The 15215-nt window shown below is 43.0% G+C and carries 15 protein-coding genes; 1 reads left to right on the forward strand and 14 read right to left on the reverse strand.

The features are described 5' to 3' along the window. Nucleotides 1-69 precede the first annotated feature (69 nt). From BWI44_RS18620 to BWI44_RS18635, 4 genes are read right to left on the reverse strand one after another with little or no spacing between them, the layout of a single operon-like run. Complete coding sequence (locus tag BWI44_RS18620; RefSeq protein WP_044533984.1) at nt 70-834, reverse strand: MBL fold metallo-hydrolase; 765 nt, start codon at nt 832-834, stop codon at nt 70-72. A gap of 27 nt (nt 835-861) precedes the next feature. Then, on the reverse strand, nt 862-1845 hold the full coding sequence (murB, locus tag BWI44_RS18625) for a UDP-N-acetylmuramate dehydrogenase (RefSeq protein WP_044533983.1): 984 nt from the start codon (nt 1843-1845) through the stop codon (nt 862-864). A gap of 9 nt (nt 1846-1854) precedes the next feature. Further along, on the reverse strand, nt 1855-2703 hold the full coding sequence (locus tag BWI44_RS18630) for a DUF4348 domain-containing protein (protein ID WP_195209687.1): 849 nt from the start codon (nt 2701-2703) through the stop codon (nt 1855-1857). Nucleotides 2704-2725: 22 nt separating this feature from the next. Further along, entirely contained in the window at nt 2726-3682 is a 957-nt protein-coding gene (locus BWI44_RS18635; RefSeq protein ID WP_138292438.1) for an NAD-dependent epimerase/dehydratase family protein, read from the reverse strand. A gap of 154 nt (nt 3683-3836) precedes the next feature. On the opposite strand from BWI44_RS18635, the gene kbl reads away from it, so the two are divergent. Continuing rightward, on the forward strand, nt 3837-5027 hold the full coding sequence (gene kbl / locus BWI44_RS18640; RefSeq protein WP_007664997.1) for a glycine C-acetyltransferase: 1191 nt from the start codon (nt 3837-3839) through the stop codon (nt 5025-5027). A 39-nt stretch (nt 5028-5066) separates the two neighbouring features. On the opposite strand, the gene BWI44_RS18645 is transcribed toward kbl, so the two are convergent. From BWI44_RS18645 to purU, 10 genes are all read right to left on the reverse strand, one after another. After that, complete coding sequence (locus BWI44_RS18645) at nt 5067-7328, reverse strand: sensor histidine kinase (protein ID WP_195209688.1); 2262 nt, start codon at nt 7326-7328, stop codon at nt 5067-5069. A 130-nt stretch (nt 7329-7458) separates the two neighbouring features. Beyond that, entirely contained in the window at nt 7459-7938 is a 480-nt protein-coding gene (locus BWI44_RS18650; RefSeq protein ID WP_025831173.1) for a ferritin, read from the reverse strand. Nucleotides 7939-8242: 304 nt separating this feature from the next. Next, nucleotides 8243-9403 (reverse strand): diaminopimelate decarboxylase, encoded by a 1161-nt coding sequence (gene lysA, locus BWI44_RS18655; protein WP_195209689.1) that lies wholly within the window; start codon nt 9401-9403, stop codon nt 8243-8245. Between the two features lie 130 nt (nt 9404-9533). Next, on the reverse strand, nt 9534-10853 hold the full coding sequence (locus BWI44_RS18660) for an aspartate kinase (protein WP_138292582.1): 1320 nt from the start codon (nt 10851-10853) through the stop codon (nt 9534-9536). Between the two features lie 44 nt (nt 10854-10897). Continuing rightward, nucleotides 10898-11599 carry a cell division ATP-binding protein FtsE gene (locus tag BWI44_RS18665; RefSeq protein WP_195209690.1) on the reverse strand — a complete coding sequence of 234 codons (702 nt, stop codon included), beginning with the start codon at nt 11597-11599 and terminating at the stop codon, nt 10898-10900. Between the two features lie 35 nt (nt 11600-11634). Then, complete coding sequence (gene hisIE, locus BWI44_RS18670; RefSeq protein WP_044532491.1) at nt 11635-12240, reverse strand: bifunctional phosphoribosyl-AMP cyclohydrolase/phosphoribosyl-ATP diphosphatase HisIE; 606 nt, start codon at nt 12238-12240, stop codon at nt 11635-11637. Between the two features lie 106 nt (nt 12241-12346). Further along, nucleotides 12347-13105 carry an imidazole glycerol phosphate synthase subunit HisF gene (gene hisF / locus BWI44_RS18675; protein WP_007665009.1) on the reverse strand — a complete coding sequence of 253 codons (759 nt, stop codon included), beginning with the start codon at nt 13103-13105 and terminating at the stop codon, nt 12347-12349. Between the two features lie 42 nt (nt 13106-13147). Further along, nucleotides 13148-13876 carry a 1-(5-phosphoribosyl)-5-[(5-phosphoribosylamino)methylideneamino]imidazole-4-carboxamide isomerase gene (hisA, locus tag BWI44_RS18680; protein ID WP_195209691.1) on the reverse strand — a complete coding sequence of 243 codons (729 nt, stop codon included), beginning with the start codon at nt 13874-13876 and terminating at the stop codon, nt 13148-13150. A 16-nt stretch (nt 13877-13892) separates the two neighbouring features. Further along, nucleotides 13893-14486, reverse strand: a complete 594-nt coding sequence (hisH, locus tag BWI44_RS18685; RefSeq protein WP_007216310.1) for an imidazole glycerol phosphate synthase subunit HisH — start codon at nt 14484-14486, stop codon at nt 13893-13895. Between the two features lie 9 nt (nt 14487-14495). Then, on the reverse strand, nt 14496-15215 hold a 720-nt coding region (gene purU / locus BWI44_RS18690; RefSeq protein ID WP_286815902.1), incomplete at its 5' end, for a formyltetrahydrofolate deformylase.

The raw sequence follows: 15215 nt of genomic DNA on the forward strand, positions 1-15215 counted from the left end.
TACTAATAAAACAAAACAAATGTTTCAAAAACTTTAGTAGATATAAAAAAGTTTTAGAATGCCTGTGCCTCAAAACTCAATTTCCATACCATCAAAGGTCAAATGTACATCAGGCGGAAGCTGTTTTTCAAGCTCGACATGCAATCCGGCATGATGACTCATATGGATAAAATAAGTTTCCCGTGCGCCAATACGCTTCGCCGTTTCCAAAGCCTCGGAAATACTCTGATGCGTAGGATGCGGTTTTACGCGTAAGGCATTTACAACCAGAACATCCAAGTCATGTAATTGTTCATAGGATTCTTCGGGCATAGTCAGCATATCTGTAATATAAGCCATACGTTTACCGATACGATACCCCAGAATAGGCAGACGCCCGTGCATCACCTGCAAAGGGGTAATCTCCGTATTATTGATGAAGAACGTTTTTCCGGCTTCCACTTCCTGCAAGAAAATTTGAGGAACACCCGGGTATTTATGCTCCAGAAAGCAATAAGGCATCCGTGCACGCAGGTGAGTTGCCGTATACTCATCGGAGTATATAGGTATTTCACCGAAACGACAGAAAGGACGAAGATCATCCAGCCCACCTACATGGTCATAATGTTCATGGGTAATCAACACTCCATCTATTTTTTCAAACGAAGCTGCACGCAACATCTGCTCCCGAAAATCCGGTCCACAATCAATCAATATCACCGCATCATCCGTATGCAACAAAGACGATGCACGCAAACGGTTATCACGCGGATCGGCAGAAGTACAAACTTCACACTTACAACCTATTTCAGGCACTCCTGTCGATGTTCCGCTCCCTAATATTCTTAGTTTCACGTCTATTACCTATTAATTATCAATCTTTCAAATAAAATTCACTTCGGGATGAATGTCAATACCAAACTTCTCGCGAACTGACGCCCGCACGGCATCCGAAAGGGCTACAATCTCAGCTCCCGTTGCCCCACCCCGGTTTACTAATACCAACGCCTGCTTATCATGCACAGCAGCAGGCCCCAGCGCTTTACCTTTCCAACCACATTGGTCTATCATCCAGCCTGCAGGAATTTTTATCCGGTCAGCCCCCATCTCATAAAAGGGCATTTGAGGATATTCTTCCCTCAAAGCCTCAAAGACCTCACGAGAGACGACAGGATTCATAAAAAAACTCCCGGCATTACCTAGTAGTTTCGGATCAGGCAATTTACTTTCACGAATATCAATGATCACCCGGCGCAATGTTTTCAAATCTACTTTCGGATATTTTTCAAGCTCCTGGCGGATCGTACCGTAATCCAGCGTATAATGCTCTTTCTTACTCAAAGAGAAGCAAACATACGTGACAAATACCTGCTTCATTTCCGGATTTTTAAAAATACTGTTCCGATATGAGTAATTACATTCATCCACTTGGTAAACATGTTTCATTCCTTGTATGTTCACCGTCTCCACGGAAGAAATCAAGTCTTTCACCTCTACACCATAGGCACCAATATTCTGTACAGCTGCTGCTCCTACCTCACCAGGTATAAGAGACAGGTTCTCAGTCCCGTACCAACCACGTTCCGTGCAATAGGCCACGAAATCATCCCATACCACACCAGCACCTACACACACCGAAACCTTTTCTTCATTTTCAGCCATTACTTCAATGCCACCAATGCGCGAATGCAATATCACTCCTTCATAATTTCCAGTAAACAACAGATTACTCCCTCCGCCAATATGCAGATAAGGAGAAGTGATACGCCCGTCAGCAATCAACTTCTCCAATTCTTCTACCGAACCGTATTCCAGAAACACGGTAGCTTTCACATCAAGTCCGAATGTATTGGGTATTTTTCTCATTTATAAATCTTAAATGCTCGTATCCTCATATTTATATAACTCCCACTCTCCACGATGTCTGCGGAAATAGAAGATATTGGTATATCCATTTCCAATCCCGTTCACCTTCAGGATTTTCGTATTTGAGTTATCACTATTCTTCTGTCCATAATTGATATTGGATAGTTTATCCACAGGCAATACAGGGCGGAAAGCATACCACTGATTCAAATCAAGCGTAGTCTCCAGAATAGAAAACTCATCATCCGGATCTATTGTGATATACTTCAAAGGCTCCCGGATATGTCGACTCTGATAAATGCTGTCGGTTACAAAGCGAGAGTAAAACGCAACGAAGTCTTCATTTTCCCCCTGCTCTATCTGGCGAAGATTGATAGCTTCCAACATCCACACACCCTTAGTACGTTCAAAATAGTATTTCTTCACCATACGGTTTTCAAGAAAAATCCATTCCACTTGTACAGAAGTAAGTGCAGTATCTCCCACCAATTCCAGATCATCTTCATCATCAAAGAGCAATGTATAATAACTCTGCTGGGTAAACAAATAATCATGCTCCCAATCCTCCTTCTCTATTTTCGAAGATGTATCGACGTTGTAAAAAGGCAATGGGAATTTGGTCCGCTGCCGTTGCAGGGCGTCATCCGAAGCATAACTATAGATAAAATCATCAAATAATTCATCCGCTTCTATGGGCTTAGGGTCGTTATCCTCTTCAACATCCGGCACAGTATCAGCCTTATGTGAAGCTGAATCCACCAAATTGGTGATTGTCGCAAAAGGGTCCATCTTCGTTTTCTTGTTGCCGCATGACATCAAGAAAACGAGAAGAAAGAACCCCAATCCTATTTTTCTCATTCTTTACCGAGACCTCATCAGGTCACTTATTTAGTTTAGCTCTTAACTTCTCAAGCATGTCCACTGTCATGGACTCTAAATCATATTGCGGTTTCCAATCCCACTCTTCACGAGCACAGGTATCATCCAGACTATCAGGCCAACTGTCGGCAATAGATTGCTTCAATGGATCAATTTCATATACCATTTCAAAGTCGGGCACATGCTTCTTGATAGCCTGGTAGATCTCTTCCGGATCAAAGCTCATAGCAGCGATATTGAAAGCATTCCGATGCTTCAGACGTGCCGGAGCAGCCTCCATCAATGAAATAGCTGCATTCAGTGCATCAGGCATATACATCATATCCATATAAGTACCAGGCTTCAAAGGACATACGAACCTTTCACCTTTCACTGCGGAGTAAAATATATCGACTGCATAGTCGGTAGTACCTCCACCCGGAGGGGTCACATTGGAGATAATACCCGGAAAACGAACCGCACGGGTATCTACACCGTATTTAGTATAATAATAATCGCTCAATAATTCAGTAGTTACTTTGGTTACACCATACATGGTACGGGGGCGCTGAATCGTATCTTGCGGAGTCTTCACATGAGGTGTAGCTTCTCCGAACGAACCGATGGAGCTCGGGGTAAAGACTGCGCAACCATACTCGCGCGCTACTTCCAGTACATTCCATAATCCGTCGATACCGATTTTCCAAGCCATGGCCGGACGACTTTCAGCAACAACCGAAAGCAAAGCTGCCAGATTATAAATCGTATCAATCTTGAATTGGCGGGCCACCACTTCAATAGACTGACGGTCGGTCACGTCGGCAATAGCTGAAGGACCTGATGCCTTTAATTCCCCTTTAGGCATAGCACTCGGAATGTATCCAGCGATAACATGGTCATCCCCATAACGTTTACGCAATTCCAATGTGAGTTCCGAACCTATCTGTCCGGTTGCTCCAATTACCAAAATATTCTTCATACGACTTATTTATAAGGTACTCCATACTTAGAGACGCGCAAATATACATACTTTTTTTTCATTATTCTATCATTTTGCTATTGTTTATTTGAAGAAAAATCGTGTCCTTTGTATCGTTTAGTATTAAGATGACAAACTTTTAATTTATAAAGCTATGTACGGGAAAATGAAAGAACATCTCAGCAATACACTTGCTGAAATTAAAGAGGCCGGACTCTATAAAGAAGAACGCCTGATCGAGAGTGCGCAACAAGCCGCCATCACCGTAAAAGGGAAGGAAGTGCTGAATTTCTGCGCCAACAACTACTTGGGTTTGTCCAACCATCCGCGACTAATTGCCGCTGCCCAAAAGATGATGGATCACCGTGGCTACGGCATGTCTTCCGTACGCTTCATCTGCGGAACACAAGACATTCACAAAGAACTGGAAGCTGCTATCTCTGACTATTTCAAGACGGAAGACACCATACTATATGCTGCTTGTTTTGATGCTAACGGTGGTGTATTCGAGCCGCTATTTACGGAAGAAGACGCCATCATCTCCGATTCTCTGAACCATGCCTCCATCATCGACGGTGTCCGCCTATGCAAAGCCAAACGCTACCGCTACGCCAATGCCGATATGACCGAACTGGAAAAATGCCTACAGGAAGCCCAGACACAGCGTTTCCGCATCATAGTCACCGACGGTGTATTTTCTATGGACGGCAATGTTGCCCCAATGGACAAAATTTGCGATCTGGCTGAGAAATACGATGCACTAGTGATGGTAGACGAATCGCACTCTGCAGGCGTAGTAGGTCCTACGGGACATGGTGTAAGCGAACTGTATCAAACTTACGGACGCGTAGATATCTATACTGGAACATTAGGTAAAGCCTTCGGCGGTGCTATGGGCGGATTCACGACCGGACCGAAAGAAATCATTGACCTGTTACGTCAGCGCAGCCGTCCGTATCTGTTCTCTAATTCAGTAGCTCCGGCTGTGATAGGTGCAAGTATCGAAGTATTCAAGATGCTGAAAGAAAGTAATGCGCTACATGACAAGTTAGTAAACAATGTGAGCTATTTCCGCGATAAGATGACTGCTGCCGGTTTCGACATCAAACCCACTCAAAGCGCCATTTGCGCCGTGATGTTGTATGACGCCAAATTGTCTCAGATATATGCCGCACGCATGCAGGAAGAGGGTATCTACGTAACCGGGTTCTACTATCCCGTAGTACCAAAAGAGCAAGCCCGTATCCGCGTACAGATTTCGGCAGGACACGAGAAAGAACATCTAGATAAATGTATCGAGGCATTTATTAAGGTAGGAAAAGAACTTGGAGTATTAGCGCACTAAAGTGCGCTAAGTTACAGGCTACGAGTTACGAGCTACAAGTCACTCGTAGCTTGTAGCTTTTAGTATCACCGCAAATCTGCTCCCTTTCCCCTGTTCCGAGTGCAGTTCAATCCTCCCCTGCAATTTCTCTATAATAATCTGGCAGATAGAAAGCCCCAAGCCCGTTCCTTGCGAAAATTCATTCTGCTTGTAGAACCGATTAAAAATTATCTTCTGCTCGGCGCGAGGAATGCCACAGCCTGTATCTTCCACATAAATTTCCACTTCCGAAGTCTCAGGTAAATAACGATATCCCAGCTTGATATACCCTGAAGCTGTAAATTTAGAAGCGTTATTCAGGAAATTAGTGACCACTTGCGCCAACCGTCCTTTATCCACATTTATCCTTACCGGCACTGTATCCTTATCCTTAATAAATTCCAACTGTTCCGGTATTAACATCTGATGGGTCTGATAGATTTCATCCACCAATTCCTCCACTCCGCATGGAGCAAATTCAAAGGACATATAGCCCGACTCAAGCCGTGAAAGTTCCAAGATATCATTTATCAGCATCAGCAGCAAATCACTATTCTTGTTGATCGTCTTGATATACTCACAGCGCTCATCTGGTTCCAGTTCTTCATCCGCTGCCAATATATTGGAAAAGCCGACAATCGCATTCAGCGGAGTGCGTATCTCGTGGCTCATATTCGCCAGGAACGACTGTTTCAGCTCAGCTTTTTCCGCCAGCAGACGCGCCTCTTCCAGTTCATGTTCATGATCTTTAATGTCCTGTATATTCAGCAACAGTCCGGCAGCCTTATAGCCGCCATCCGGCAATGCAATGGTCTTATACCGGAATTCCCACCATTGATATCCTTTTCCGTTAAAGTCGCAACGCACCTGCACCGCCACCTTACGGATTAAGGATATCTTCCTCCAGTTTTCCTCCACCTCATCCCGGCATTCCGGATGAATAAACTTAATGAGTTTATCAAACGTAAGTACCTTCGACATCATTCCCTGCGACTTCCAGAAATCACTCTCAAATATAAAATAATCATTCTCCAACTTCCACGCGTACGTATCACTCCCCTCAATAGCCAGCGCCAACGTTTCTTTTTCATCCTCCAGCGCATTGAGAGCTTTCTTTTTCCTCCCCTGCTCCCGACGATAAAGGAAAAACAACAAGACAAACAGCGTAATCAATAGAACTGTAATTGAGAAAATAATTCCTCCCCACAGCCAAGGATATGCCTCACTGAACGGAATATGGATAATAGAATACTTCTCTGGAATATCCGCCTTCGAAAGCCCCCTCTGCTCCATCACCTCCCAATCTACCACATACTCTTTAGCACTGTTTGCGATGGGCATATCCAAAGGCTTCTCACCATGCAAAATCCTGACCGCCGCATCCACCATTTCCCCTACCTGTATTGGGATCGTCGTCATATATCCCCCCAACAGTTTCTCGCCATAGCCAAAACCTTCATTAATGGCTGTCAGACTGGGGCTGGAACAGATATTTCCGATATTGACAGTCGTAAAGTCCCTTTTCAATTGAAGATAACACCTATCTCTTGTGTATTGGCTCAAACTCCAAAGTAGTCCGGCATCCGAACGATCCTTCTGAAGCCGGACAGTAAGCCCGGCAAAATACGTATAACTCTTGTCTTTTACAAACTCCTTCCATTCCCAGGAATTGAATTCTTTTGAGTTCATGAAACCTTCCACCTTCTCGTCTTTCAACTGTTCCCAAGCATCCTTCCTTATTTGTTTATCCAGATAAGTGGAGTCTATAATAGTGAAGAGATGCATCCCCTTCCCGAATATCTCTTTCGCAACCTTGATATTCGCCATAAAATCTATTTTATCACGAAATCCGGTCACGTTGGGATATTGCTTTATAAGAGGCCAGTTAGGGTAATTCACTCCACCAAAAACAACGGGGAGTTGCTTCGCCAGCGGATGTCCGCACTTCAGCAGTGAATAAGTTGCCTGGTCATCATTAACCAATATAATTTCCGGTTCCCAGTTTTCGGAAACTTCATCCAACAGAGAGTGCAGATACAAAGATTCTAAGTTATCCCGATAAGCCTCGCAATCTAAATACACTGTACGGAGTTCGACATCAATCCCTCTCTTCCGGAAAGTTTCGGCAATCATTTTATTAAAATCAGGATAAGCAGCATAAGTTTTCTCATAAGAGTGCACCACCAGCACTTTCCGTTTTTCCATCTCCGAACAAGCGCTCAAGACATGGCAACTCAACATTATCCAAAGGAGGAATTTAAAATTTATTTTGCCCATACGCATAGTAATTCACAGTACGTGTTAAAAAGAGTAACAAAGGTAGATTAAAATACTGAAACAGCAAAAATAAAAGAGCTGCTTAAAAAATCAAGCAGCTCTTTTTTTGACTTAGCAATTCTATATCAAAAGATTATTAACGTTCGCCCAATTTTACGTCTACAAAGAAGATACCCGTTGCACCGGCTTTCTTAATCATATCAACAATGCCTGCAGCAGTTGCTTCTTCTTCTACTTGTTCACGCACAAATCCCCACAGGAAGTCCTGCGTTGCTTTATCTTTCTCAGCAGCAGCTACATCTACCAACTTGTCAATCATTTCGGATACACGACATTCGTGTTTGTAAACCTGTTCAAATACTTCCAGCGGAGTACCAAAATCATTGGGAACTACATCCAGCTTATCAACTTTGGCTTTACCGCCACGTTTGATTACGTAATCAGCCAATGCACAGGCATGTTCGTTCTCTTCTGCCCACTGTTTCTTCAACCAATGTGCCATACCACAAAATCCTTCTTTTTCCATATAGAAAGACATAGCCAAATACATGTTAGCCGACCACATTTCAGCCGTAATCTGCTCGTTAATTGCATTCTGTAATTTTTCAGTAATCATAATCGTATTTTTTAATTAAATTGAAATCATTACAAAAGTAACAATGATACACAACATTTGTTCATTTGATAACATTTTTTAAATAAATAAAATCAGAAGTACATTTGAAGCTAGTATATATATGTCCGGCGTATAACTCCTCCATTGCTTTTCCATTTCCAATCACATCATACAAATATAGATATTGAAAATAAAAAAGACAATTTCCATATTTCAAATACAAATAAATTAAATACAAAATGACAAAAAGCGTGCAAGATTTAAATGATAGTCTTACACGCTTCCTACAATATATTCAATTCTTTCACACCAGTTCGTCCGAAGTGTACCCCTGTGGCAACTCACGACAGTTATAGCTCGAAGCCATTATCTCACCATAAGCACCTGCAGAACGTAATGCAATCAGATCTCCACGCTTCACCTTATTCAAATCTATCGCTTTCCCGAAAACATCCGACGATTCACAGATAGGACCTACCACATCATACGCCTCAACTGCATCCTCGGAAGTAATATTCTCTATCTTATGATAAGCCTGATACAATGCAGGACGAATCAAATCCGTCATACCAGCATCAAGGATGGCAAATTTCTTATTTGCTCCCTGTTTTACATAAAGCACCTGTGAGATAAGTGAACCGCACTGCCCCGTTATGGCACGCCCCAATTCAAAATGAAGTGTTTGATAAGAGCGCAGTTTCAGATGTTCGGCATAAGTAGAGAAGTAATCCTTAAAATCAGGTATTGCCTGACGGTTGGGATGCTTATAATCAATACCCAGTCCACCACCTACATTGATATGCTCGATGCGGATGCGATGTGCTTCCAGCTTGTCTTGCAATTCATTTACACGATTGCACAGGGCAACGAAATCACCCATATCTAATATCTGCGAACCAATGTGAAAATGCAATCCGATAAACTTCACATTCTTCATCTCCAAAGCCACTTCTATCACATTATCCATGTCTTGCATACTAATGCCAAACTTGTTTTCCGCTAGTCCGGTAGTGATATTTGCATGAGTATGAGCTCCTACATTCGGATTGATACGGAAAGCGACATTAGCCACTTTACCTTTAGCTGCAGCCAGTTCATTGATAATCTCCAACTCGGGAATAGACTCTACATTAAAACAGAAAATATTGTAGTCCAGACTCAGGTTTATTTCCCAATCAGACTTGCCCACTCCGGCAAAAACAATCTTATTTGTAGGAAAACCTGCCTTAACAGCAGCACGTACTTCTCCTCCACTCACACAATCGGCACCCAGTCCGTTCTCACGGATAATGGTAAGTACCTTCGGATTAGCATTTGCTTTCACAGCATAATGTACCTCAAAATTGCCATATTTAGCAGCTTCTGCACGCACACAGGAAAGAGTGTCGCGCAACACCTTCGTATCATAATAATAAAAAGGGGTACGCAGCTCACGGAATTTATCTATGGGAAATGTTCCTTTCATACTTCAAAACTTTGTTTATAAAGAAAAGAACGCAAATTACGCGAATTACACAAGGCCCTTTATCAGCGAGTTGTGCAATTTGTGTAGTTTGCGCTCCATATCATTTTATATCTGTACTTTCTTATTTCTCTTATTCTTCGTTGAACAGTGCATCACTAAGCGACTGCAATGCTTGATTCTTATCGCACTCACGAATGAGGAAAGAAATGTTGTAGTTACTACCACCGAACGAAATCATTCGTACCGGTATGTCGCGCATGGCATCCAGTGCCTTCGCTTCGAAACCGACATTCTCCCATTCCAAATCACCTACCACGCAAACGATACACATATCCTTATCTACTGTAACGGTTCCGTACTTCTTCAGGTCGTCCAGAATCTCGTTGAGGTGCTTCGTATTATCAATAGATACAGATACTCCTACCTCAGAAGTACAAATCATATCGATAGAAGTCTGATAGCTCTCGAAGATTTCGAAGACCTTGCGCAAGAAACCGTGGGCAAGCAACATACGACTGGATTTAATCTTGATAGCTGTAATGTTATCTTTTGCTGCAACTGCCTTGATTTTACCCTTCTCAGTATCATTGGAAATCATAGTACCGGGAGCAGTCGGATCCATCGTATTCAGCAGACGCACCGGTATATTGGCATACTTGGCAGGCTGTATACAAGTGGGATGAAGAATCTTCGCACCAAAATAAGCCAGCTCAGCAGCTTCTTCAAAATGAAGATGACGTACAGGAGCAGTCTTGTCAACAATACGCGGGTCATTATTGTGCATACCGTCGATATCGGTCCATATCTGGATTTCGGAAGCATTGATAGCTGCACCGATCAGAGAAGCGGTATAGTCGCTTCCACCACGTTGCAGATTATCTATTTCTCCGTAAGCATTGCGGCAAATGTATCCTTGTGTGATGTAAATCTCAGCACCGGGATGCAATTCCAACTGCATCTGAAGTTTCTCCTTAATATATACAGGATCGGGCTCTGCATTCTTATCGGTGCGCATATATTCCAAAGCCGGAAGCAAAATGGACTTCACTCCACACTCTTGCAGGTAATAGTTCATCATGGCAGTAGAGATCAGTTCTCCCTGTGCCAGAACCACCTTCTCCTCAAATAGTGTGAAAAGGTCTTTGGTATAAGAACGGATGTAGTCAAAATGAGATTTAATCAGTTCCTGGCCTTTCTGTTTATACTCAGGAGTGGAATACAACTCATTCACATGCTGTTTATATTTAGCCTCCAGCTTGTTAATGATTTCGTTGGCACCCTCCGGATTTTTCTTGTACAGATAGTCCGAAATTTCCACCAATGTATTAGTTGTGCCCGACATAGCCGAGAGTACAACTATCTTCTGTTCACCATCAGTGATCAATTTGGCTACTTCCTTTATCCGCGGTGCAGAACCTACGGAAGTACCTCCAAACTTTAAAACTTTCATTTTCGTTCCTGTATTAAATGATTATATATTGTTATTTGTTTCTTCTACAGCGGCATCATACCCGAATACTCAGACGTTACATCTGTTATCTGATGACCTGCACAGCGATATACCTGTCCCGGAAACTCGTGAAGCAAATGAAGGTTGTGCGTAGTCATCAATACCAGTGAGCCACCCGTGCGACTGATGTTATGTAACAGTCCTACAATAGCACGTCCCGTTTCCGCATCCAGATTACCGGTTGGTTCATCCGCCAAGATAATCTCCGGAGAATTGAGCATAGCACGGGCAATAACGATGCGTTGCTGTTCGCCTCCCGAAAGTTCACTAGGGAACTTGTACCCTTTATTACCCATTCCTACCTGTATCAGCACTTCAGCGATACGATCTTTTATTTCCGATTTGTTTTTCCAGCCCGTAGCCTTCAATACAAAAGCAAGATTATCGTTCACCGTGCGGTCCGTCAACAGTTGGAAATCCTGAAACACGATGCCCAACTTACGACGCAACTGTGGAATATGCTTGCGCTTAATGCGACTCATATCATACCCCAGTACCATTGCTTCGCCGGCAGTGATATCCAGTTCTCCGTAGAGTGTCTTTAGCAAACTGGTCTTACCCGAACCTACCTTACCGATCAGGTACACAAACTCTCCCTTCTGCAGCTCGAGGTTTACCTCATTCAGCACGCACAAGTCCTGTTGGTGTACTTCCACATCTTTATATCGTATTAGCGGTTCAGCCATTCCCGTTTAATTATTATTTTTTAACTATTAATTAATTAGTGTTTCTTCCACGAAGCGCTATGACGTTCCTGCAATTCGCGTGCCAAATCTTCCAGACTGTATCCTTTGGATGTTAGCAGCACGATGAGGTGGTATATCAAATCGGCTCCTTCATAGATCAACCGTTCATCAGTTCCGTTGCAAGCTTCGATCACTGTTTCCACAGCTTCTTCACCCACTTTCTGCGCCATTTTATTCACACCAGACTCAAACAGACTGGTTGTGTAAGAACCTTCCGGCATCTCTTCATGGCGCTTAGTAATAAAATCCTGAAGATGCTTCAAGAACATTACAGGCTGTTCATTCTTCTCACCCCAGCATGTATCCGTGCCTGTATGGCAAACTGGTCCCACAGGATGTACCTGAATCAGCAATGTATCCTGATCACAGTCTTCCTTGATAGAAACGACATTCAGAAAATTACCACTCTCCTCACCTTTCGTCCAAAGACGGTTCTTGGTGCGGCTGAAAAAAGTCACTTTACCGGTTTCTACCGTTTTGTCGTAAGCTTCTTTATTCATGAAGCCCAACATTAACACCTTAGCGGTGTCTGCGTCTTGTATGATTGCCGGAACAAGTCCGTTCATTTTATCAAAATCCATTTAGGTAATTATTAATTATAAGCTATAAATTATTAATTGCTATGCAGCATGATGCGGTAATATTCTGTCATCTTTATCGCCTTATCACTTTGCCACTCTATCACTTTTACATCACCCGCATTGGTATTCCCTGGGCGCAAAGATACGATTTTAAATCGGGAATTTTAATTTCTCCGAAATGAAAAACACTGGCTGCCAACGCTGCATCTGCTTTTCCTTGCAAAAACACATCACGAAAATGCTCTTTTGCTCCTGCTCCGCCCGATGCAATTACCGGAATAGAGAGATTGTCAGACATTTCAGCAAGTGCTTCATTGGCGTATCCGGTCTTTACGCCATCATGATTCATGCTGGTGAAAAGTATTTCTCCGGCACCACGTTCCTGGGCTTCTTTGGTCCAGGTAAACAGTTCCTTATCTGTTTCTACACGGCCTCCATTCAGATAGCACCACCAGCCTTTTTCAGTTTGTTTGGCATCTACCGCCAGCACGCATACCTGCGAACCGAAGTTTTTAGCTATTTCATCAATCAGTTCGGGACGGCGAATTGCAGAAGAATTGATAGAAATTTTATCTGCACCGGCATTCAGCAGACGATCTACATCACTCAATTCGTTGATACCGCCACCTACCGTAAACGGAATACTGATATTGGCAGCAATGCGTTTTACCAACTCTGCAAATGTCTTGCGACCTTCAAAACTGGCTGTTATATCCAGAAAAACCAATTCATCAGCACCTTGCTCACTATACGCACGCGCCAGTTCCACCGGATCGCCCGCTTGACGCAGGTTGACGAAATTGGTTCCTTTCACTGTTTGTCCGTCTTTGATATCAAGACAGGGAATAATTCTTTTCGCTAACACTTCTGTTTTGTTTTAACGATTTATATTCATGAGAATGATTCGTCAATAACCCTGCATCATTCTTTCAATTTCCTTCAAAGTAATACGCCCTTCATACAGAGCCTTACCAAAAATTACAGCCGGTACTCCAGCCGCCTCCAATGCACGTATATCTTCCATACTGCTGACACCGCCACTTGCTATCAGGTAAAGATCAGGATGTTCTTCCAGCATTGCCTTATACAGTTCAATAGAAGGCCCCTGCAACATACCGTCACAACTAATATCCGTGCAAATTACTTTCTGAATGCCTTTCTCTACATATTCTTTCAGAAAGGGAAATAATTCACAGGCACTTTCGTCCTTCCAGCCATTCACAGCTATCTTCCGGTCTTTCACGTCCGCACCAAGAATTATCTTCCCACTGCCGTAAACTTCCAGCCAATGACAGAATAGTTCAGGATTTTTCACCGCAATACTGCCACCTGTAACCATTTGTGCCCCATTCTCGAAAGCAATTTTCAAGTCTTCATCACTTTTCACGCCACCACCGAAATCAACTATCAGGGAAGTCTGTGAAGTGATTCTATTCAAAACATTATAATTGACTACATGATGAGAAGCCGCTCCGTCCAGATCTACCACATGAAGCCGGCGAATACCGTGTGCCTCCATTTCTTTGGCCACTTCTACCGGATTTTCGTTATACACCTTTTTACTGTCATAGTCACCTTGCGAAAGGCGCACACACTTTCCGTCGATAATATCTATTGCAGGAATAAGCTCTATCATATATGCATCTACTTAATTATAATTCTAAAAAATTGCGCAGGATACGCTCTCCCACACCTCCACTTTTCTCCGGATGGAATTGGGTAGCGTAATAATTATCCTTATGCAAGGCAGCGCTAAACGGTTGTATATAGTCCGTCACAGCAGCCGTATATTCATTGACGGGAACATAGAAACTATGCACAAAATAGACAAACTCTTCTTTTGTAAAGCCTTTGAATAAGCCACTGTTCGTCTCTGTGAGCGTATTCCAACCCATGTGAGGCACTTTATCCTCATGCTTCTGTGGAACGAAACGCTTCACTTCCGTATCAAAAATACCCAGACAATCTACATCTCCTCCCTCTTCAGAATGTCGACACATCACTTGCATACCCAGACATATCCCTAAAAGAGGCTGTCTAAGTTCCTTAATCAATGCATCCATGCCACTGGCACGCAGAAACTTCATGGTGGTTTCCGCCTCACCCACACCTGGAAAGATCACTTTGTCCGCCGCACGCAATTCATCTTTATCCGCCGTTACCACAGCTTCCACGCCCAAACGCTTCAGCGCATAATCCACCGAATAAATATTGCCCGCATTATATTTGATAATCGCTACTTTCATGAATATACCTTAACTAAATATCACTGTTTTATTCTTATATGCCAGCACCTTGCGCTCAATATGCTTCTGCACGGCACGCGAGAGAACGATCTTTTCCAAGTCCTTCCCCTTATTAACAAGATCTTCTACAGTATCTTTATGAGTGATACGAACTACATCTTGTTCAATAATCGGTCCTGCATCCAGTTCTGTTGTTACATAATGACTGGTAGCACCAATGATCTTCACACCACGCTCAAATGCTGCATGATAAGGTTTTGCTCCCACAAATGCAGGAAGGAAAGAGTGATGAATATTGATAATCCGATTGGGATAGGCATCAATCATCCGCTCTGAAATCACCTGCATATAACGCGCCAGTACAATGAAGTTCACCTTATGCTTTGCCAGCAATTCCATTTCTTTTTTCTCCTGTTCTTCTTTAGTCTCCTTTGTAATAGGGAACAGATAGAAAGGTATTCCGAAACGTTCGGCTACATGTTGCAAGTCGGGATGGTTGCTTATAATAAGAGGAATCTCGACATTCCACTCTCCTGCTGTATAGCGTGCCAGCAAATCGAACAAGCAATGCGACATCTTAGATACAAATATTGCCATGCGTGGTTTCGTATCCGAGAAATAGAGACGGAAAAACATTTCATATTTCTGTGCGTACAACGTAGCAAAATAATCTTCAATTTTCTCTTGCGGTATCAGGAAGTTCTTCAATTCCCACTCGATACGCATGAA

The sequence above is a fragment of the Bacteroides sp. Phil13 genome (assembly GCF_001940965.1).
Classification (GTDB): Bacteria; Bacteroidota; Bacteroidia; order Bacteroidales; family Bacteroidaceae; genus Bacteroides; species Bacteroides intestinalis.